Raw genomic sequence first — 20224 nt, 5'->3', positions numbered from 1 at the left:
CTTAAGGAGAGAGTAAATGTGAGTACTGTATTGGATATCGAAAATCTATCGATTGATGTGAAAACCAAAAAGCAAAACTTCAATATCATTAAGGGCATCGATTTGAAAATAGGAAAAAAAATGAAATATGGCATCGTAGGGGAATCTGGCAGTGGTAAGAGTCTGACATCACTCGCAATCATGAACCTGCTTCCCGATGTTCTGAACATTTCCGAAGGAAGCATTACCTTGAAGACGGAAAATGAAAAAGACCTGACTGCTTTGACAAAGCGACAAATGCAGCATGTCCGCGGAAATGAAATTTCGATGATCTTCCAGGAGCCGATGACAGCGCTCGATCCACTGTACACGATCGAACATCAGCTGTTGGAGGTGCTTCGCTTCCATACGAAGCTGAGTAAGAAAGAAATGAGAGACTTGGGGCTTGAAATGCTTGAAAAAGTCGGAATTTCAAGAGGTAAAGAAATCTTCAAAAGTTACCCTCACCAGTTATCCGGTGGGATGAGACAGCGTGTCATGATCGCAATGGCGTTGATCTGCAAACCGAAACTTCTGATTGCCGATGAGCCCACGACTGCATTGGACGTGACAATTCAGGCGCAGATCCTCGACTTGATGAACGATTTATCTGAAACGAATGATACATCGATTCTGATGATTACCCACGATCTTGGGGTCATCCTCGAAACGTGTGAACGCGTCGCTGTCATGTACGCCGGCCAGGTGGTTGAAGAAACCACGGTAAGGGAATTATTCAAAAATCCGAAGCACCCTTATACACAAGGGCTATTGGAATCGATCAAGACGTTGGGAGACAGAGGGAAATCTTTGTATTCTATTCCAGGCAATGTGCCGACACCACCACAATACCAGGAGATGGGATGCAGATTTGCTACACGCTGCCCTTATGCTATGGATATTTGTAAAACGAAAGAACCCGATATGATTGAAGTGGAACACGACCATAAAAGCAAGTGCTGGCTTCATGTAGAGGAGGATGCTGTTCATGAATGATTCTACATATGTGTTGGAAGTGAACCATCTTAAGAAGTACTTCCCAATCAAAGGCGGCGTGTTCAAACGTACTGTCGGGCATGTGAAGGCAGTAGATGACATCAGTTTCAAAGTGAAAGAAACGGAGACATTGTCACTTGTCGGAGAAAGTGGTTGTGGAAAATCCACCACAGGCCGTACAATCATGCGTCTCTATGAAGCAACGGATGGAGAAGTCATTTTGAATGGCGAGAATATCATGGAGCTTCCTAAAAATAAATTCCGTTCCTTGCGTAGGAACATTCAAATGATCTTCCAGGATCCTTTCAGTTCACTTAACCCAAGAATGAAGGTGCGTGACCTACTGTTGGAGCCGATCATGACACATAAGCTTGCTGGCCGGAAAGAAGCACTGCGTATGGTGGAAGAAATGATCGAGACTGTCGGTTTATCCAAAGAGCAGCTGAATCGTTATCCTCATGAATTCAGTGGGGGACAGCGTCAACGGATAAGTATCGCCCGTGCGCTTATACTTAAACCGAAAGTCGTCATTCTGGATGAATCCGTCTCTGCATTGGATGTTTCGATTCAATCCCAGATTTTAAACTTGCTCATCAAATTGCAGAAAGAATTCGATTTGACCTACATTTTCATCTCCCATGACTTGAATGTCGTCAAACATTTGAGTGACCGTGTCGGCGTGATGTATCTCGGGCAGATGATGGAGCTTGCAGAAACAGATGTCCTTTATGAAAATCCGATGCACCCATACACCCAGGCACTGCTATCTGCGATTCCTTCACTGGATGTCGATGAGAAGAAGGAAAGAATCATCCTGCAAGGTGATGTACCGGATCCATCTGATCCACCTTCAGGTTGTCCGTTCAGACTGCGATGTCCGATGGCGTTTGATCATTGCGCAAAAGAAAAACCTTCATTCCTGGAAAAGGAAGAAGGGCATTGGGTAGCTTGCCATTTATTTGATGAACGTTTCGAACATCAGAGAGAGAAGCAACAGCAACCTGAGACTGTAAATTAAAAAACTCGGCGTATGGAAACTTCATACGCCGAGCTTTTTTCTATCTTTTTAACGAAAAAAGGATAGAGAGGGGGACGCCGACTTCATTGATTGGTTCTTTACAGTCTACGATGTTCAAACCAGCATAGTTGAATTCATTAATCCAGGACCCCAATGTCCGGTAATACCATGGCATGGAAGAAACATATCGCTCACCCATGCCATCAAAATTCTCGATTTTCCATCCATTTTCATAAGGTTCATTTTGGATGACAGTTATAGGATGCAGCGTCTGAATGATCACTGTTCCGTTTTCAGCGAGAACTTCTCTTGCAGCTTTCAACACAGGCTGGATATCTTCTGATAGCAAAGAAAAATTGCATAGGACTACATCGAATTTTGATTCTAGTTGAGCAGGGTCTGTTGCAAATGCTTCATATGTAAGAGTCTTGAACGTACCCCCGCCAGCTTTAGATGCTTCCTCAATCAAAGTTTTACTGCCATCGATGCCTACGACCTGAATTCCTTCCTGGGCAAGTTTTCTTGCCAACCATCCTTCACCACAACCTATATCCAACACTCTCTGTGGGCTGTGAGCAAGAACTTCGTGGAAGATAGCAGGATTCGTCACTTTATTTCTGCTTTCGATCTTTTCCTTGCGAATCGATTCCGTCCAGGCATGGCTGTTGCTATCCCAACTATCCATCAGACGCTTTTCAAAATCATTCATCAAATCACCTCTAACCGAAATATTATTTTATATAGTAATATTATAACATAAAATAATATATCAGAATGCAAGTTGACGCTTTAACGATAGATTATGAGGGAAGACGGGGTAATTAGCATTTAAGCTTCAGATCCATGCTCCGTTCCCCAATCATGCATCAACTTAAGTATAGGCATCAGGGTCTTACCGAGGTCTGTGATCGAATATTCAACTTTTGGGGGGATCGTATTATATTGTATGCGATCGATAAACTGATCCTTTTCCAGCTCTTTTAATTGCTGACTCATCACTTTATGGGAGACGCCAGGAAGCAATCTTCTCAGTTCGTTATATCTCAGAGTTCCATCCACACCTAAGTGCCATAGAATGACCGGTTTCCACTTACCACCAACTTTATTGAGTGTATATTCAATGGAACATTTCAACTTTCCGTCTTTATCTAATGGTGCATCCACTTGCAACCATTCCTTTCTTACTTTTTGGTTAGTGTCTTACAGAAAAGTGCATACTTACGAAGTCATTTACCACCCATTATAATGTATGTTGTAACGATTAATAAGGAGGAAATCTATTTATGCAACCATTTCCAAGAACATTTTCTCATATAGGATTATCTGTCCCAAATTTGAAGCAGGCGATCGAATTTTATACAGAAGTGTTTGGCTGGTATGTCATTATGCAACCATCAGAAGTAAAAAATGACGACACTCCAATTGGCCAAATGTGCCGTGATGTTTTCGGGGATGATTGGGAAGCATTCCGAATTGCTCACTTATCTACAGGGGATAAAATTGGAATAGAGATGTTCGAATTCCCTGAGAACGAACAGCCAGAAAACAACTTTGAATACTGGAAGACAGGAATATTCCATTTCTGTGTGCAAGACCCGGATATAGAAGGGATCGTTGAGAAAATAAAGCAGCACGGTGGCAAGCAACGAATGCCGATTCGAGAGTATTATCCAGGAGAAAAGCCTTTTAAAATGGTTTATGTAGAAGATCCATTCGGAAATATCTTTGAAATATACACACACAGTTATGAACTGACTTATTCTGAAGGTGCTTATTAACAGAAGATAAGTCGCTTATTAAATCCGCACTATATAGTAGTGCGGATTTTTTGCATTGAAAATTTTCTAAACTAGAGGAGAGGAGTAGTATAAATAATCTAAAAATAGCACCCTACCTTCAATTCCACTTCCTAGTTTACATAATATTTATTATACCGAGTCATTGATTATTACTTATTCATGTCTCAATATATAAGTATACTTAAGTTATTGAGATATTTTATGAGAAAATACCAGTAAAAATCTGTATAGAATTTTACTGGTTTTAAATATTATCCGATATATTTTGCTTTAGGTCTGAATATGACATTGTTCTCCGACTGTTCTTTACTATGCGCACACCAGCCAACGACTCGACTTGAACTGAATATTGCTGTAAATAATTCAGGTTCAATTTCCAGAGCTTTCATTACAGCTGCAGCATAATATTCTACGTTTGCATACAAATCTCGGCCTGGTTTATGTTTTTTTAGCAATTCAATGGTTTCTTGTTCCGTTTTTAAAGCCAATTGGATCCATTCCGGCTGATTTTCACCATTTACTAATACTTCTTTTAAAGCATCAGCTCTTGGATCTGTCGTTTTATATACTCGATGTCCGAATCCCATGATTTTTTCTCCGTTCATGATTTTCTTCTCAATCACTTCATGTATCCGATCTTCATGCTCGATTTCTTCAAGTAAATCAATTACACCTCCAGGCGCGCCTCCATGCAATGGCCCTTGCATCGTAGCTAGTGCTGCAGTCAAAGCTCCTGCATAGCCTACCTGTGTAGACGTTGTAACTCGTGCGGAAAAGGTCGATGCATTCAATCCATGTTCCATTGTGAGGATCAAGTAGCCTTCCAGCGCTTTGACCTCCTCCTCCCGTTTTTCTTCGCCAAATAACATATAAAGGAAATTCGCTGTATGGTTAAGGTCTTTTCGTTCGGACACTTCTTCATAGCCTTTTACCCAACGATAACGGTGTGCAATGATACTTGGAAGCCTCGCTATCCATTTTATTGCTCCATCTGCAGAAAGTGGCCACGATTCACCACTGTCTTCCATTGCGGAAATAGCCGTCCTCAACACACTCATCATCGGCTGATCTTTAGGTAATTGGCGAATCAAATCTAACAATCTAGGTTCTAACGCTCTTGAGGCTTGAAGCTTCTCTTTAAAGCTGATGTATTCACTTGGATTCGGTAGGCTTCCATTAAGAAGAAAATATGCGATTTCTTCAAACGATCTTCCCTGCATAAGTTCTCCGATTTCTTTACCTCGATAAGATAAATGGCCATTTCCCCCATCAATCTCACTTAATTTAGTTTCTACTGCTGTAATTCCTTTCAACCCTGGTTGAAACATAGTTACCCCTCCTATATAGTAATAGTATTCCTTTTTATCAATTAATAAAATTTAGTAATTTTTATTGAAATCATAAATTATTTTTATCGGAGGAGGTTCTTCAGTGGATCTTAAGCTTTTAAAGACGTTCAAATTAGCTGTAGAAGTCCAAAATCTAAGGAAGGTTGCAGAAATGTTATACCTCACCCAGCCTGCAGTGACATCTCAAATGCGCCAATTGGAAAAAGAATTGGGTGCTCCTCTCTTTCAAAAGCAAGGAAGAAATATTCAACCAAGTGCATTCGGTAAGCAATTTTATCCTGAGGCAGTCAAAATTCTTTGCACCTACCACGACAGCATACATAAAATGCATCAGCTTAATCAGGGATTCAGTGAATCACTGACAGTCGCTATCTCCCCCATCTATGCTGAAGCGACTTTCCCGAGTATTTTACGTCAATTCATTGAACAGCATCCGCATATCGAACTTACAATACGTGTGATGGACTCGGATCTAATCATCCAGCAACTTGAGTCAGGGGCTATTGATGTCGCCCTCTCCTGCCTGCCAGCGCAGAATAAACATATTCATACTGAGCTTATCAATAAGGAAAAAGTGACGCTCGTCCGTTCACATGATGGGTATGATTTGGAATCAGCACCGCCGATCGATGCTTTGGATCTACTGCAAACGAAACTGATTCTGACTGATAACCATCCTGGTTATTGGACTGAATTGAAGTCTCTTCTCCAATACCATCTGCCCCATTATAAGATGATGGCAGTCACTCAGTCGCATGCCGTTAAACGTTTCATTCTTGAAGATATCGGGGTCTCCTTCCTTCCCACGTCCATCATACGTCGAGAACTGATGGAAGGAAGATTGCTGGAGGTGCCGGTCGATTTCATTTCACTGCCATTCGCAGAAACCTACTTCCTCGCACAATCATTAAACAAAAAAGAAAAAACATTCCTGGATTTTATCAGTAAGTATATGCTATAGTTCACTAAGTACTGTCAAGATGTTTTACTTGTCTTAAAAGACAAATATTTCATGCAGTGTTCGGAGTTGCTACTAAGTATGAATAGGAACTAAATTGGAAGACTTCCATTAAAAAAGTCACAGAGTGCGTTCACTCTGTGACTTTCATCTTCTTTTGAGCTTTTACCTGTTTGTTCTGATAGGCTTTCAGCGTTTGTTCATAATATTCTAGAATTTGTTCAGATGGACGTTTCCAGCTGAATTTCTCTGCTTCTTTCCTTGCATTTTTACAAAGCGATCGATAGTAATTTTCATCTTCCAGCTTTTCAATCGCCTGGATGAGACTCTCGGTATTTTCATTTTCATACAGAATGCCTGTCCTGCCATCCTCCACCTGTTCCATCGTCGGTCCGCTCTTTGCAGCAATGACAGGAAGTCCTGACGCCATAGCCTCTAATATCACCAGCCCAAGTGTTTCTGTGACAGATGGAAAGATGAATGCATCTCCAGAGGCGAACGCTTCAGACAGCTCTTTATCATGCAGGAAGCCTGTAAATATCGTATTCGTACCTTCAAAAGTCTTTTCAAGCTCTTTCCTCGCTGGACCATCTCCTACTAAAGCCAATGATATGTCCGATCGTTTCTCCAGTACTGGCTTTAACTTATGGATTTCCTTCTCCGCAGCAAGCCTGCCTACAAACACGAGCAGCTTGTTCTCCGGTTTACCGCCTGACAGGCGATCCCTCATAGCCTCTGACTTGAAATCAGGGTGGTAGTTCTCAATTGCAACACCCCGGTCCCATACGTGTACATTCGGAAAACCGTGCCCAGTCAATTCCTTCTGGACGGCATTCGATGTACATAGGTTCAGATCAGAAAAGCTGTGCAGCTTCTTGAAATACCACCACACAAGCGGCTTGAAAGGATAAAGCCGGTAAAAATCCAAGTACTTCGGTACATGTGTATGATAGGAAGCAAGTAACGGGAAATCCAGTTTATTTGCATAATACACACCGGACACCCCCACAAGCGCAGGATTGACTACATGCACGATGTCCGGCTGGTATTTTTCCAACAGGTACTTCACTTTTTTCTGTGGTAAGGAAAATTCCCGATACCGGTAAAATGGCAGCTTTGTCGTTTTGACACCCTCCACAACCGCACCTTCGTACTCGGTCACACCCATATCCGGCGCAATGACGATGACTTCATTGTCTTCTTCGATTAAATGTTTGATCGCTTCTTTCAGTCTAGTTACGACTCCATCAGTGGATGGTAGAAATGTTTCGGTTATGATGGCGATTTTCAAAACAGATGCCCCTTACTTCCAAGAAATTGATGGTAGTACATTCTCCTTGATTACGCGGTCTTTGTGTTCAAGTGCCACTTTGAGTATATCCTTCAGCACTTCATCTGTAAGCAGATGAGGTTCCAAGCCTAAGTCTTTCAATTTCGTATTTACTGCGTGGTAGTAATGTTCTTCAGCTTCAACACGTGGGTTTTCTAAATGTGCGATTTCAGTGGTCAACCCTTCTTCTTCAGCAACCTTCTTCACCATCTGCGCCAAGTCTTTCACTGAGAAATACTCGGTAAACTGGTTGAAGACTCTGAACTCACCTGGTTCTGCTGGATTTTCGGCAGCAATTTCAATACAACGGACAGTATCCTGGATGTTCAGGAATGCTCTCGTCTGTCCTCCAGATCCATAGACAGTCAGATCGTGACCGATCGCTGCCTGAATCAAGAAGCGATTGAGCGCTGTTCCGAATACCCCGTCGTAATCCACACGGTTGACCAAAAGCGGATCCATCCTCGTCTCGTCTGTATGTAAACCATAGACGACACCCTGGTTCAAATCAGTTGCCCGAATCCCCCAAATCTTGCATGCGAGCATGATGTTATGGCTGTCATGCACTTTAGATAGGTGATAAAAAGATCCTGGCTGCTTAGGATATGGCAGTAGATCTTTTCTTCCTTTATGTTCAATTTCTATATATCCTTCTTCAATATCGATATTCGGGGTCCCGTACTCTCCCATTGTCCCAAGCTTGATCAAGTGACAATCCGGTGCGAGTTCTTTGATAGCGTAGAGTACATTCAGATTACCGAGAACATTATTCGCCTGAGTAAATACTGCGTGTTCACGGTCGATCATCGAGTAAGGTGCGGAACGCTGTTCAGCAAAATGGACGAAAGCTTCCGGTTCGGTCTGCCTGAACACTTCTCTTAGAAAATCATAGTGGTTCAGGTCTCCTACGAATGTTCGGATTTCTTTGCCCGTAAGCTCTTTCCACTTGGCTACTCTCTCTTCCAGTGTAGCGATCGGCGTTACAGAATTGGAACGTAATTCATCGTCCCACTTCCTTCGTGCCAGGTTATCGAGAATCGTAACTTCATGTCCTTGTTTGGATAGGTATAATGCGGTCGGCCAACCGCAGAAACCATCTCCTCCTGCTACTACTATGCGCATAATTCCCCTCCTAAATACCTCAATCTAATTTCTCTACATATTCAGAATAACATTCTTCTTAAAAAGTATGGTAACGAAAACCTTAATATTCTGACACTTTAGCGTTAAGAATGTGTTAAAACCTGCACAATAATGCGATGTGTTTAATCCCTATCATAAATAAGGTATAATGTAGAAGGAACATTCAGAAAATTCTCGTCATTAAAAGGAGGAACTACACGTGGCTGAATTGCAACCTGCCTGGACACCTTCAGAAGAATTGAAACACTCGACACGACTATATCAATGGATGAAAAAATACGGTTTCGATAACTATGATGACTTTCATAAGAAGTCCATTGATGACATTTCCTGGTTCTGGGATGAAGCAGTGAAAGAACTTGGGTGGGAATGGTATCAGAATTATGAAGAAACACTTGATCTATCAAAAGGTATCCAATACCCTCACTGGTTCGTCGGTGGAAAAACCAACGTCGCTCATAATGCCCTAGATAAATGGGCAGCTGATCCTGCTTCCAAGAACCGAACTGCACTCTATTGGGAAGGCGACAATGGAGATGAAGTTACATATACATTCGTGGAACTATTGGAAAAAGTAAATGCTGCAGCCAATGGTTTGGAACGTATAGGCGTAAAAGAAAAGGATGTTGTCCTGATCTATATGCCAATGCTCCCTGAAACATTGGTCGCAATGCTTGCTATTTCAAAGATAGGCGCAATCCTTGCACCTGCATTCTCAGGTTATAAAGCGGATGCAGTGGCGACCCGTGCTAACGCAGCGGAAGCAAAAGCGATCATCACAGCTGATGGGTTCTACCGTCGTGGAAAGAAACTTCTGATGAAAGAAGAAGCAGACAAAGCTGCAGATAAATCCCCATCCGTCGAACATGTCATTGTCGTCAATCGGACTGGAGAAGATGTGGCTTGGAATAACGATCGTGATATTCATTGGGATGTTGTAGCTAATAATGTAAGCGATTACACAACGAAAGAAACTTATGCTCACGATCCGTTCATGCTCATTTATACATCCGGCACCACCGGAAGACCTAAAGGAGCTGTCCATACCCATGCGGGATTCCCGGTGAAATCTGCGTTCGATGCTGGTCTTTGCATGGATGTAAAGAAGGACGATACGTTGTTCTGGTATACGGATATGGGATGGATGATGGGCCCTTTCCTCGTCTATGGAGGCTTAGTCAATGGCGCTTCCATCGTAATGTTTGAAGGAACACCGGATTACCCGAACCCTGACCGTGTCTGGGAACTTGTAGATAAGTACACAGTAACTCACCTAGGCATCTCCCCTACATTGATACGCTCGCTCATGAAACACGGAGAATCTTGGATCGAGGCTCACAACCTATCTTCCCTCAAAATGATCGGGTCTACAGGAGAGCCTTGGAACCCTGAACCGTGGAAATGGTTATATAAACATGCTGGTAAATCGAGGGTACCGATCTTCAATTATTCTGGAGGAACAGAAATATCAGGTGGAATTTTCGGAAACGTGCTCGTTAAACCGATCCAGCCGGTCACATTCAATGCTGCGCTTCCAGGAATGGATGTCAGCGTCTATGATGATGAAGGAAATACAGTGCAAAATGATGTCGGAGAATTAGTGATCAGACAGCCGTGGGTAGGTATGACTAACGGGTTCTATAAGGAAAATGAAAGATATGAGCAATCCTACTGGAGCCGCTTCAAAGATACCTGGGTTCATGGGGATTGGGTCATCCATGATGATGAAGGCTATTACACCATCACCGGCCGCTCCGATGATGTGTTGAATGTCGCAGGAAAACGGCTTGGTCCTGCCGAGGTGGAATCTGTCCTCGTCGAACATGAAGCAGTCGTGGAATCCGGAGTAATCGGTATTCCCCATGAAGTCAAAGGAGAAGAAGCAGTTGCATTCGTCGTTTTGAACCCTAAGTTTGAAGCATCGGATGAACTGATGGCTTCCATTAAACAGCATTTGACAGATATGCTTGGCAAAGCACTAGCGCCTAGTAAAGTCTATTCTGTCTCCGATTTACCGAAAACAAGGAATGCGAAAGTGATGCGAAGAGCGATCAAATCCGGTTACCTGAATAAAGAATCCGGTGATTTGAGTGCACTGGAAAACCCTCATGCGGTGGAAGAGATTCGTTCGTTAGGAAAACAAGAAAGCCTTTCATAACAAAAGCACAAGGCGTCTCCTAACGTAATCTCCAAAGAAGGAACTTTATACAAGAATAAAGCCCCCACACTAACATTAACGGGTTCAGTTTCGGGAGAGAAAAATACTAATTACAATAACATAATAATTAGCATTCTTTCCGAACACTATTTCGCAGTATATATAGCAAACTAAAACGCTCAGAAAATATTCTGAGCGTTTTCTTAACGTGATATTTAATTTCCTTCTTCAACTAAAGCCCCCGTTAGTTTAAAACTCAGTATTAGGATCAGTGTGCTTATCTTAACAGTATTGAGCCGAAATATAAGAAGCTTATACTTAGAAATACAATAGAAAAAGCAGTTATTGGTTTTGGCAATTTCTCTATGAAATAAATCAACGCTACGCCGATTATTATATGTACAGCTAAAAATAGAAAGATATCCATCTTATTTTGTCACTCCTGGAAGTTAACTCATTGAATGAGGCAAAAATACAAAGAAAAGCCCCCGTTAGTTCAAGAGATTAAATCACTTTAAATTTCCTACCTCCATTTAGTGATCACACAAGTAGAACTAAATCAGTTCTTACCTAACGTTAATTTCTTTTCCACTTTCATCGAATAACTTAAATGTTACACCGATTTGATTGGCTCTGTCGCCTTTAAAGTACGGTAGTGACAGGTCTTTTGGGACAGGTTTAGCGATGAAGAAAGCGTCTTTGTCCTTTGGAACAGAAACGGTTGTTTTGATGTGTGATGTAACATATTTTTGATTGGTGACAGAAAATTGTTGTGCTTGTAACACGACGCTTGCAATCGGTACATTCCTGTATAACTCATTAATTCGTTTTCCGTATAGGATTTGACTTAATCCATCTTCTGTTTCGATGACACTTGCTGTCAGATCATTTGCCCCCCACTGGACCATCCAATCGTTTTTTTCTGTGATGGGTGGAATTCGATACTTCCCGTTCCATTTTTTCTCTAGCAATGCAAAACCGTACATCTCTCCGTATTGTTCACTTTTGACGCTAAAGAAGGCAATGGCTGATTTGTCACCAAGTTTGTTCGTTTGAAGCACACTTACTTTATCACGGGCGAGGGTTTGTATGGCAGCCGCCATTTTTGAATCGTGTAAGGTAAGTGTCCCCTTCTCACTATTTAGAATGAATCCTCCAACAATCACGCCAACTAATAGTAATACCATAATTAATCGTTTCATCAATTCTCCTCCAAGATACCTGTTATAACAATCTACTGAAACATCTCTCCAACTTCAGAATTTCGATTAGAAAACTCTATTCCCCTTCTTTTTAATCTATTCTGCACCGTTAGTTGAATAAGTTCACTCTGTTTCTCCCTCTATACTTTAACATAAAATTCCAGAAAACCTTTCGAATTATAGAGCCAACTATTTTGAGCATCACATCACATTTAAAATATCATAGCTTTTTTACACTCGTTTTAGCACCTTAATTGCGCATTGAACATGAATCTATGTACGTTTGCTAAAAAGGTGCTAATTGTAATTGTGAATTTAGCTGCTGAAAATTAATAAATGTTTTAAATCATTAAAAATAGGAGTACTAAACGCTGGGCGAATTGTACTCCTATTTAGTGTGTTATTTATTATTTTCTCTCCTAGTACTGAACCTGTAACTCTAAAGCGGGGGCTTTATATTTTTATTTATACTGGATAAACACCATGCTTTCTTTCAGTGAACACGACATCTTTTGTTGTATAAGCTTCGTAACGGTTGATCAATTCTTTACGTAAATCTTCCGGTTGGACGATTGCATCGATGACCATTTCGGAAGCAAGACGATAAATATCGATGTTTTCTCGGTATTCTTCATGCTTTTGCTTAATGAATGCTGGGCGTTCCTCTTCCGGAAGCTGGGCAATTTTATTGGCATAGACGGCATTGACCGCCGCTTCTGGTCCCATAACTGCGATCTGTGCACTAGGAAGCGCTAGACAGCAGTCCGGTTCGAAGGCTGGCCCTGCCATAGCATATAACCCGGCCCCATATGCTTTTCTCACAACTACTGATATCTTAGGAACCGTCGCTTCACTCATGGCAGACAGCATTTTCGCACCATGACGGATGATTCCTGCACGTTCCACTTTTGTACCGATCATGAAGCCTGGAATGTCTGCTAAGAATAGCAGTGGAATATTGAACGCATCACAAAGCTGCATGAATTTAGCTGCTTTATCTGCTGAATCCGGGAAGAGCACCCCACCTTTAGCTCTAGGCTGATTGGCGATGATGCCTACAGGACGTCCATTGATTCGAGCAAGACCAGTTACGAGTTCAGGAGCAAATAACTTCTTGATTTCACAGAATGAATCTTCATCAATCAATCGATCGATGAATTGATACATATCAAATGGCGCATTCTGATTTTCAGGAATTAATTCAGAAATCGTCTTTTCCGCTTCTTTAGGAGCTTTCGCTTCTCTTTCAGGAGCAGGTTTTGAATAGTTTGCAGGGAAATAACCTAAATACTTCTGCGCGAAAGTGATCGCTTCTTCTTCAGTTTTCGCCAAAACATCCCCACAACCGGAAACAGAGCAGTGCATCCGCGCTCCACCCATCTCTTCGAGCGTCACTTTCTCTCCGATTACTTTTTCCGCCATTCGTGGTGAGCCAAGGTACATGGAAGCATTCCCTTCTACCATCACGACGATATCACAGAATGCAGGTATGTAGGCGCCACCCGCTGCGGAAGGTCCGAACAGCAAACAAATTTGCGGGACACGACCGGACAGTTTGATTTGGTTGTGAAAGATTCTTCCTGCCCCTCTTCGGTTCGGGAACATCTCTACCTGATCGGTGATACGAGCACCTGCAGAATCTACCAGATAAAGCATAGGGACTTGAAGTTTCATTGCTGTTTCCTGGATACGGATGATCTTCTCAACTGTACGCGCACCCCAGGAACCAGCTTTTACTGTGGAATCGTTGGCCATCACACATACATTCTGACCATTCACTTTGCCAATTCCAGTGACGACGCCATCTGATGGCAGTGAATCATCCATGCAATTGGCAAAGAATGCATCCTCGATGTCCATTCCTTCATCAAATAGCAGTTCCAGCCGCTTCCTTACAAACAACTTACCTTTTTCGGCATTTTTTTCGTGATATTTTTCTGCTCCGCCTTGAGCAATTTTTTCTACGCGTTCCTGTAGTGTCTGGTTCAATGACATGTTACGTCCCTCCTGTTTCTATTCTCTCGATCGACTGACCTCATGTAAGTCTCTTTATCTACCTTTTGTGGTCACGTGAATACACGACTTACTCCATTACTGTCCAGCTTTGTGGATCATTTGCATCTGGTGGCTAGGAAGCTGCTTATCAAGCTTGCTTCCAATAAACGATGCAGCCTTGATCAATTTCTCCTCATCGACGCCTGTTCGAATTTCCATTTCGTCAAGCATATGGACGAGGTCATCAGTAGCAAGGTTACCTGATGCACCTTTTGCGTATGGGCATCCCCCAAGTCCACCGACGGTACTATCAAAAGTCCTTATGTCATGCTGAAGAGAGACAAGTACATTAGCAAGCGCCATTCCTCTCGTATCATGGAAATGCATCGCTAACTTTGATAAGTCGAAACGTCCTTTTATTTCGTCGAGAAACTGATCGACTTGTTTAGGGTTGGCAACACCGATCGTATCACCCAGCGACAACTCATCAATTCCCATTTCAAAAAGGCTGTCGCACACCCGTATGACCTGATCGACCTGCACATTCCCTTCGTAAGGACAGCCGAAAACGGTGGAGACGTATCCCCTCACCGATTTACCGGCAGCCTTTGCATCTCTGACTACTTCATCTAGTACCGGATAGGTGTCATCAATTGATTTGTTGATATTGTTTTTGTTGTGCGCTTCACTGGCAGACATGAAAATGGATACTTCATCGACGTCCACCTCTAGTGCCCGCTCCAGACCTTTTCGATTCGGAACGAGGGCCGCATAAGTAATATCCGGATTCCGAGTGATATTTTTTGCAACCTCGACGGCATCAGCCAGCTGTGGAATCCATTTCGGGTGGACGAATGAACTGAATTCAATATAACTGAAGCCAGAAGCTGATAATAGATTGATCCATTCGACTTTATCTTCCGTAGAAATCAGGGAGGCTTCGTTTTGAAGCCCATCCCTTGGTCCAACTTCTTTGATCGTGACTGATTCTGGTAATTGCATGCAATCCGCTCCTGTTATTCGATCGTTGCGATGACGTCGCCTTCGTTGACGAAGTCACCTTCGTTCACTTTCAATTCTTTTACCGTTCCGCCAGCTTCAGCAGGGATCGGGATTTCCATTTTCATCGATTCAAGGATGACGATATCCTGTCCATCCGTAACGGTGTCACCTTCTGCCACTACAATCTTCCATACACTTCCTGCCATGCTTGCTTTTACTTCTGTCATCGTTCTTCCTCCTTAATGGTTCGTCAATGTTGGTAAATAGTATTCTTCTACAAAATCTGTCTGTGTTTCACCAGCTTTGAATTTCTCATGCGTAATGACACGCTTGAGCATCGTCAAGTTGGATTTGATTCCTTCTATTTCGTACTGATGAAGCGCTTTTGTCATTAACTCGATTGCATGATCCCTTGAGTCACCGGAAACGATCAGTTTAGCAATCATTGGATCATAGAAAGGGGATACCATCGAATCGCCTTTGACTGCAAGTTCATGCCGGATACGCTCGCCTTCAGGAAGCTCCATCTTTTTCAGCTGCCCTGGTGAAGGATAGAAAGTATTCGGATCCTCTGCGTAAATTCTGACCTCGATAGCATGACCGTTGATCGTCAAATCTTTCTGACTGAACGTCAACGCTTCACCATCGGCCACTCTAATCTGCTGTTCAACAAGGTCCAGTCCGGTTATTTCTTCAGTGACCGGATGCTCGACCTGCAACCGCGTATTCATTTCAAGAAAGTAGAAATCCTGATTCTCATCAACAAGAAATTCGATGGTTCCCGCATTGACGTAACCTAGTGCACGCACAGCCTTCAATGCTGTTTCCCCCATCTTTTCCCGAGTTTCTTCAGAAATGAATGGAGAAGGAGCTTCCTCGACGACTTTCTGATGTCTCCGTTGAATTGAACATTCCCGTTCAAAAAGATGTACAGCATTGCCATGGGAATCCGCAAGTACCTGGATTTCAACATGCCTTGGTTTGATGATCCGCTTCTCCAAGAACATCGTGCCATCTCCGAAAAATGCCTGGGCACGTTTGGAGCTTCCTTCATATGCCTTTTCAAGCTCCGCTTCATTGTTGCACACTTGCATGCCGATTCCCCCACCGCCTGCTGATGCCTTAAGCATCACCGGGTAACCGAAATCCTTTGCTACTTCTTTCGCTTCCGCCACATCTGCAAGGGCCCCGTCTGTACCAGGTACTATCGGTACGCCTGCTGCTTTCATTTCATTTCTCGCTTCGACTTTATCCCCCATTTTCGCCATCACTTCTGCATCTGGTCCGATAAAGGTGATGCCTGCCTCCCTGACAGCTCTTGCAAAAGAAGCATTTTCACTTAACAGTCCGTAGCCGGGGTGGATGGCATCAGCGCCACATTCCTTAGCGACACTGATGATCTTTTCGATATTCAAATAGGATTCATTCACCCTCGGTTTACCGATCAGGTAGCTTTCATCCGCCTGCTCGACAAAAGGCGCGTTCTGGTCCGCCTCAGAATAGACAGCGACTGTATGAATGTTCATCCGCTTACATGTACGAATGACGCGTGCAGCGATTTCTCCACGGTTAGCGATCAAAATTTTGTTGAACACAAGTAATCCCTCCTCGGTTATTGATTGGTTTGCAGAACATCCAGTGCATCTTCGCGAAGCTTGAATTTCTGAATTTTTCCGCTTGCAGTCATCGGATACTCATCGGTGAACTGGATGTATCTCGGTATTTTATGTTTTGAAATTTTCCCTTCACTGAACGAACGGATGTCTTCTTGCGTCGGAGAGGTGCCTTCCTTCGGGATGATCCACGCCATGATTTCCTCCCCATACTTCTTATCCGGGACACCGATCACCTGCACATCAAGGACATCCGGGTGCTGATATAGGAATTCTTCAATTTCGCGCGGATAGACATTTTCTCCTCCCCGGATGATCATATCTTTGATCCTTCCGGTAATCTCTACATACCCTTCTTCATCCATCACCGCGATGTCACCGGTATGAAGCCAGCCATCTTCGTCAACTGCAGTTTGGGTGGCTTCTGGATTCTTGTAATAACCTGCCATAACGAGATAGCCTCTCGTGCACAGTTCACCAGGGTTACCTGGGTCAAGTTCTTCTCCTGTAGCAGGATTGACGATTTTCACTTCCACATCGTCATGGGATCTGCCGACACTCCCGACCCGACGTTCGATCGGATCATCCGTCTTCGTCTGGGTGATAACAGGGGAAGACTCCGTCTGGCCATAAGCAATGGTAATCTCGGAAGCTCCCATTTTATTGATGACATCCTTCATCACTTCCATCGGGCAGGTAGAACCGGCCATGATCCCGGTTCGAAGCTTCGTAGACTTGAACTCTTTAAAAGATGGGTCATTCAGTTCTGCAATGAACATCGTTGGTACCCCGTGGAGTCCTGTACAATTTTCATCCTGTACTGCTTTGAGGACTTTAGCAGGATGGAATTGTTCGAGAATCACCATCGTCGCCCCTTTGGATACGGCAGCCATCGTCCCGAGAACACAACCGAAGCAGTGGAAGAACGGAACTGGGATGCAGAGGCGGTCATCTTTGGTCAGTTTCATACAATCGGCCACTTTGTCTCCATTATTGACGATGTTGTAATGGGACAGCATGACACCTTTAGGGAAACCTGTCGTACCTGATGTATATTGCATATTGATGACATCTTCAGAGGAGAGAGATGTTTTCCGTTGCTGGAGTGCTTCATTGGAAATATCCTTTCCTTTTTCCATGACATCGTTCCAGCTATAACAGCCGTTATGCTGTCGGTCACTGAGGACGATGATGTTCTTCAAATGCGGCAGACGGTCACAATCCACCTCTCCCTTTTGCGAATGCTCAAGCTCCGGACAAACTTCCTTAAGAATATCCATATACGATGCATCTCTGAATTTCTCCGTAAGAATCAGTGTCGTTGCATCGGATTGTTTCAGAAGATACTCTAATTCCTGTGCACGGTAGTTCGTATTCACGGTGACAAGTACCGCACCCATTTTTCCGGTTGCGAACTGGGATATGAGCCATTCCGGTTTGTTGTCAGCCCAAATTGCAACGTGCTCACCTTTTTCAATTCCAAGTGACATTAAACCTTTAGCTGCCTGATTGACAAGGTCGTCAAATTCTCTGTAAGTCTTCCTCAAGTTCAACTCTGGATATACGAATGCCTCATGATCCGGGTGTGCGTTGACTTTCTCCTCCAACAATTCACCGACAGTAGCTTTCAAAAGGGTCATCTGGTACCTCCTCGATATAGTGGTATTTCAGTTCCATCAGCAACCAAGCTGACGGGCAATGACAAGACGCTGGATTTCTGATGTACCTTCACCGATTTCGAGCAATTTCGCATCACGTAAATAGCGCTCTACTTCATATTCGCGCATGTAGCCATAACCACCATGGATCTGGATTGCCTGATTGGCAGAACGGAAGGCCGTTTCAGACGCGAACAATTTCGCATATGCTGATTCTTTCGTGAAAGGTTTACCTTGATCCTTCAACCATGCAGACTTCAGGACGATATCCCTGGCAAGTTCCACTTCCATCGCCATATCTGCAAGCTTGAACTGGATAGCCTGGAAGTTGGAGATCGGTTGCCCGAACTGCTTACGTTCTTTTGCATAAGCGAGTGCTTTATCCAAAGAAGCTTGTGCGATGCCGACTCCGAGAGCACCGATGGAAATCCTGCCGCCATCGAGCGTATATAAGAATTGGCTGAAACCTTTTTTCGGGTCACCTAAAATATTCTCCTTCGGTACCCTCACATCCTCCAAAATGATTTCGGAAGTGTTCGAACCGCGGACACCCATCTTGTCGTAGTTGCTGGTTATTTTAAGACCAGGCGTATCTTTCGGGACGATGAATGCTGAGATGATATTCTTACCATCCTCACGCTTACCGGAAACAGCTGTGACTGTGATCGATCTTGCATATTCTGCATTGGTAATCCAACACTTCTCTCCGTTGATCACATAATGATCTCCATCAAGCACGGCTTTCGTCTGTGTCCCTCCTGCATCTGATCCTGCATTCGGTTCGGTCAGTCCGAAGGAAGCGAGCCCTTCACCTTTTGCAAGCGGAACGAGATACTCCTGCTTCTGTTCTTCCGTTCCGAAATAATAGATCGGGCTTGAACCGAGGGAAACGGCTGCAGCAAAGCTCAGCCCTGTCGATCCACACACCCGTCCGATTTCCTCGACAGCCAGCGCGTATGAGACCGTATCCCCTCCAGATCCGCCATATTCTTCAGGGAAAGGAATGCCCAGCATCCCGAGTTTCCCCATCTCCTTGAATATATCTTCTGGAAAGGCAGCATTTACATCGATGTCGATTGCACGAGGTTTAATAACGTCTTCTGCAAAATCACGCACCATTTTCCTGATCATTTCCTGTTCTTTCGTCAGTTCTAAATTCATTCCGCATCCTCCTAATTATCCAGCCTTTCATAAAAGACCGACTGGTTGGTCTGTCCAAGCCAAAAAAATAAATGTAAGCGGTTTCCTATGATTCGTAAAAAAAAGGCCGATCCAGTAACAGTGAAGCAAAGTCCTGGGACTGTCCGTGCTCCTTAGGTAAAATCGCATGTAGAATGAGGTCTACATAAACATCTGCAATTTCTTCGATACTGTTCACACCGTCTTTCCGGTACCATTTATAAATCCAGTTGACCATACCGAGGATTGCCATACCAGTAATTTCAGTCGGCAATTCCTTTCTGAAATGTCCGGTCTGCTGTCCTTCTTCCAGTACTCGAAAAATCATGAACTTGAATTCATCTCGCTTACGCTTGATCTGCTCTTCATATTCAGGCTTCAAATATATGCTTTCCTGATAGAATACTGAAATGTGGGCTTTATAGAGGTCGAATACTCTGACGAATGCTTTGATGATGGATTGAATTTTCTTGGTGGGCGTCTGATGAATTTCGTTGGCTGCTTTCGCTTCTTTCAATACATATGTAATGAAGGTGTCGTGAATGACAAAGAGCAACTCATCTTTCGAGTGGAAATGATGATAGAATCCACCCTTGGATGTGTTCGATTCCGCTACGATCTGATTGACGGTCACTCCGTGGAACCCGTGTTTTTCAAAAAGATCGAGTGATGTTCTGATGATGTTCTCCCTTAGCTGAGACATACACCATCCCCTTTCTGTGAAACATGACATACAATTGCTGTTCAGAGATTATTTTATCACAGTATTCTGAAAATACAAACGATTTTTGTCGTGGATTCCGGAT

Annotated in this window: 18 protein-coding genes; 5 read left to right on the top strand and 13 right to left on the bottom strand. The window is 43.3% G+C overall.

Features of this window, described 5'->3' with window-relative positions:
* Positions 1-18: 18 nt before the first annotated feature.
* The gene (locus tag ACFQ2J_RS03930; RefSeq protein WP_386056770.1) at positions 19-1014 is read left to right on the top strand and encodes an ABC transporter ATP-binding protein; all 996 of its coding nucleotides are present in this window, start codon (positions 19-21) and stop codon (positions 1012-1014) included.
* On the top strand, positions 1007-2032 hold the full coding sequence (locus ACFQ2J_RS03925) for an ABC transporter ATP-binding protein (RefSeq protein WP_386056767.1): 1026 nt from the start codon (positions 1007-1009) through the stop codon (positions 2030-2032). The genes ACFQ2J_RS03930 and ACFQ2J_RS03925 overlap by 8 nt, the downstream gene beginning before the upstream one ends.
* A gap of 40 nt (positions 2033-2072) precedes the next feature.
* Here ACFQ2J_RS03925 and ACFQ2J_RS03920 read toward each other — a convergent pair whose 3' ends face one another.
* Together ACFQ2J_RS03920 and ACFQ2J_RS03915 are read right to left on the bottom strand one after the other, a co-directional pair.
* On the bottom strand, positions 2073-2741 hold the full coding sequence (locus ACFQ2J_RS03920; protein ID WP_386056765.1) for a class I SAM-dependent methyltransferase: 669 nt from the start codon (positions 2739-2741) through the stop codon (positions 2073-2075).
* Between the two features lie 119 nt (positions 2742-2860).
* Positions 2861-3196 (bottom strand): winged helix-turn-helix transcriptional regulator, encoded by a 336-nt coding sequence (locus tag ACFQ2J_RS03915; RefSeq protein ID WP_386056763.1) that lies wholly within the window; start codon positions 3194-3196, stop codon positions 2861-2863.
* A gap of 119 nt (positions 3197-3315) precedes the next feature.
* Here ACFQ2J_RS03915 and ACFQ2J_RS03910 point away from each other — a divergent pair, with 119 nt between their 5' ends.
* A complete protein-coding gene (locus ACFQ2J_RS03910) occupies positions 3316-3810 on the top strand; it encodes a lactoylglutathione lyase family protein (protein WP_386056761.1) in 495 nt (164 codons plus the stop codon).
* Between the two features lie 272 nt (positions 3811-4082).
* Here the strand turns inward: ACFQ2J_RS03910 and ACFQ2J_RS03905 are convergent, their stop codons facing one another.
* Positions 4083-5159 carry a citrate/2-methylcitrate synthase gene (locus tag ACFQ2J_RS03905; RefSeq protein ID WP_386056759.1) on the bottom strand — a complete coding sequence of 359 codons (1077 nt, stop codon included), beginning with the start codon at positions 5157-5159 and terminating at the stop codon, positions 4083-4085.
* Between the two features lie 103 nt (positions 5160-5262).
* On the opposite strand from ACFQ2J_RS03905, the gene ACFQ2J_RS03900 reads away from it, so the two are divergent.
* Positions 5263-6141: a LysR family transcriptional regulator gene (locus ACFQ2J_RS03900; protein WP_386056757.1), complete on the top strand. Its 879-nt coding sequence runs from the start codon at positions 5263-5265 to the stop codon at positions 6139-6141.
* Between the two features lie 130 nt (positions 6142-6271).
* Here the strand turns inward: ACFQ2J_RS03900 and ACFQ2J_RS03895 are convergent, their stop codons facing one another.
* Positions 6272-7429 carry a glycosyltransferase family 4 protein gene (locus ACFQ2J_RS03895; protein WP_386056756.1) on the bottom strand — a complete coding sequence of 386 codons (1158 nt, stop codon included), beginning with the start codon at positions 7427-7429 and terminating at the stop codon, positions 6272-6274.
* Positions 7430-7441: 12 nt separating this feature from the next.
* Positions 7442-8590 (bottom strand): NAD-dependent epimerase/dehydratase family protein, encoded by a 1149-nt coding sequence (locus ACFQ2J_RS03890; RefSeq protein WP_386056754.1) that lies wholly within the window; start codon positions 8588-8590, stop codon positions 7442-7444.
* Between the two features lie 220 nt (positions 8591-8810).
* Here ACFQ2J_RS03890 and ACFQ2J_RS03885 point away from each other — a divergent pair, with 220 nt between their 5' ends.
* On the top strand, positions 8811-10769 hold the full coding sequence (locus tag ACFQ2J_RS03885; protein ID WP_386056752.1) for an AMP-binding protein: 1959 nt from the start codon (positions 8811-8813) through the stop codon (positions 10767-10769).
* A 566-nt stretch (positions 10770-11335) separates the two neighbouring features.
* Here ACFQ2J_RS03885 and ACFQ2J_RS03880 read toward each other — a convergent pair.
* The 8 genes from ACFQ2J_RS03880 to ACFQ2J_RS03845 all read right to left on the bottom strand — a co-directional run bounded on the left by ACFQ2J_RS03880 (position 11336) and on the right by ACFQ2J_RS03845 (position 20121).
* A complete protein-coding gene (locus ACFQ2J_RS03880; protein ID WP_386056750.1) occupies positions 11336-11971 on the bottom strand; it encodes a hypothetical protein in 636 nt (211 codons plus the stop codon).
* A gap of 465 nt (positions 11972-12436) precedes the next feature.
* On the bottom strand, positions 12437-13966 hold the full coding sequence (locus tag ACFQ2J_RS03875) for an acyl-CoA carboxylase subunit beta (RefSeq protein ID WP_386056748.1): 1530 nt from the start codon (positions 13964-13966) through the stop codon (positions 12437-12439).
* A gap of 96 nt (positions 13967-14062) precedes the next feature.
* Positions 14063-14968 (bottom strand): hydroxymethylglutaryl-CoA lyase, encoded by a 906-nt coding sequence (locus ACFQ2J_RS03870; protein WP_386056747.1) that lies wholly within the window; start codon positions 14966-14968, stop codon positions 14063-14065.
* A 14-nt stretch (positions 14969-14982) separates the two neighbouring features.
* Positions 14983-15195, bottom strand: coding sequence for an acetyl-CoA carboxylase biotin carboxyl carrier protein subunit (locus ACFQ2J_RS03865; protein ID WP_386056745.1), 213 nt, complete (start codon positions 15193-15195; stop codon positions 14983-14985).
* Between the two features lie 12 nt (positions 15196-15207).
* Complete coding sequence (locus ACFQ2J_RS03860; RefSeq protein WP_386056743.1) at positions 15208-16563, bottom strand: acetyl-CoA carboxylase biotin carboxylase subunit; 1356 nt, start codon at positions 16561-16563, stop codon at positions 15208-15210.
* 17 nt (positions 16564-16580) lie between these two features.
* Complete coding sequence (locus ACFQ2J_RS03855) at positions 16581-18221, bottom strand: AMP-binding protein (RefSeq protein ID WP_386056741.1); 1641 nt, start codon at positions 18219-18221, stop codon at positions 16581-16583.
* Between the two features lie 36 nt (positions 18222-18257).
* Complete coding sequence (locus ACFQ2J_RS03850; RefSeq protein ID WP_386056739.1) at positions 18258-19400, bottom strand: acyl-CoA dehydrogenase; 1143 nt, start codon at positions 19398-19400, stop codon at positions 18258-18260.
* A gap of 85 nt (positions 19401-19485) precedes the next feature.
* A complete protein-coding gene (locus tag ACFQ2J_RS03845; protein ID WP_386056737.1) occupies positions 19486-20121 on the bottom strand; it encodes a TetR/AcrR family transcriptional regulator in 636 nt (211 codons plus the stop codon).
* Positions 20122-20224 lie beyond the last annotated feature (103 nt).

Source organism: Thalassobacillus hwangdonensis, assembly GCF_042675915.1.
Lineage (GTDB): Bacteria > Bacillota > Bacilli > Bacillales > Halobacillaceae > Thalassobacillus_A > Thalassobacillus_A hwangdonensis.
Note: the sequence above shows the minus strand (reverse complement) of the source record. Positions and strands in the feature narration are given on the sequence as shown.

Bases quoted from the DNA above. Each gene is read 5' to 3' on its own strand.
- ACFQ2J_RS03925 (WP_386056767.1), top strand. From the start codon at position 1,007: ATGAATGATTCTACATATGTGTTGGAAGTGAACCATCTTAAGAAGTAC.
- ACFQ2J_RS03920 (WP_386056765.1), bottom strand. From the start codon at position 2,741: ATGAATGATTTTGAAAAGCGTCTGATGGATAGTTGGGATAGCAACAGC.
- ACFQ2J_RS03910 (WP_386056761.1), top strand. From the start codon at position 3,316: ATGCAACCATTTCCAAGAACATTTTCTCATATAGGATTATCTGTCCCA.
- ACFQ2J_RS03905 (WP_386056759.1), bottom strand. From the start codon at position 5,159: ATGTTTCAACCAGGGTTGAAAGGAATTACAGCAGTAGAAACTAAATTA.
- ACFQ2J_RS03890 (WP_386056754.1), bottom strand. From the start codon at position 8,590: ATGCGCATAGTAGTAGCAGGAGGAGATGGTTTCTGCGGTTGGCCGACC.
- ACFQ2J_RS03880 (WP_386056750.1), bottom strand. From the start codon at position 11,971: ATGAAACGATTAATTATGGTATTACTATTAGTTGGCGTGATTGTTGGA.
- ACFQ2J_RS03875 (WP_386056748.1), bottom strand. From the start codon at position 13,966: ATGTCATTGAACCAGACACTACAGGAACGCGTAGAAAAAATTGCTCAA.
- ACFQ2J_RS03870 (WP_386056747.1), bottom strand. From the start codon at position 14,968: ATGCAATTACCAGAATCAGTCACGATCAAAGAAGTTGGACCAAGGGAT.
- ACFQ2J_RS03865 (WP_386056745.1), bottom strand. From the start codon at position 15,195: ATGACAGAAGTAAAAGCAAGCATGGCAGGAAGTGTATGGAAGATTGTA.
- ACFQ2J_RS03855 (WP_386056741.1), bottom strand. From the start codon at position 18,221: ATGACCCTTTTGAAAGCTACTGTCGGTGAATTGTTGGAGGAGAAAGTC.
- ACFQ2J_RS03850 (WP_386056739.1), bottom strand. From the start codon at position 19,400: ATGAATTTAGAACTGACGAAAGAACAGGAAATGATCAGGAAAATGGTG.
- ACFQ2J_RS03845 (WP_386056737.1), bottom strand. From the start codon at position 20,121: ATGTCTCAGCTAAGGGAGAACATCATCAGAACATCACTCGATCTTTTT.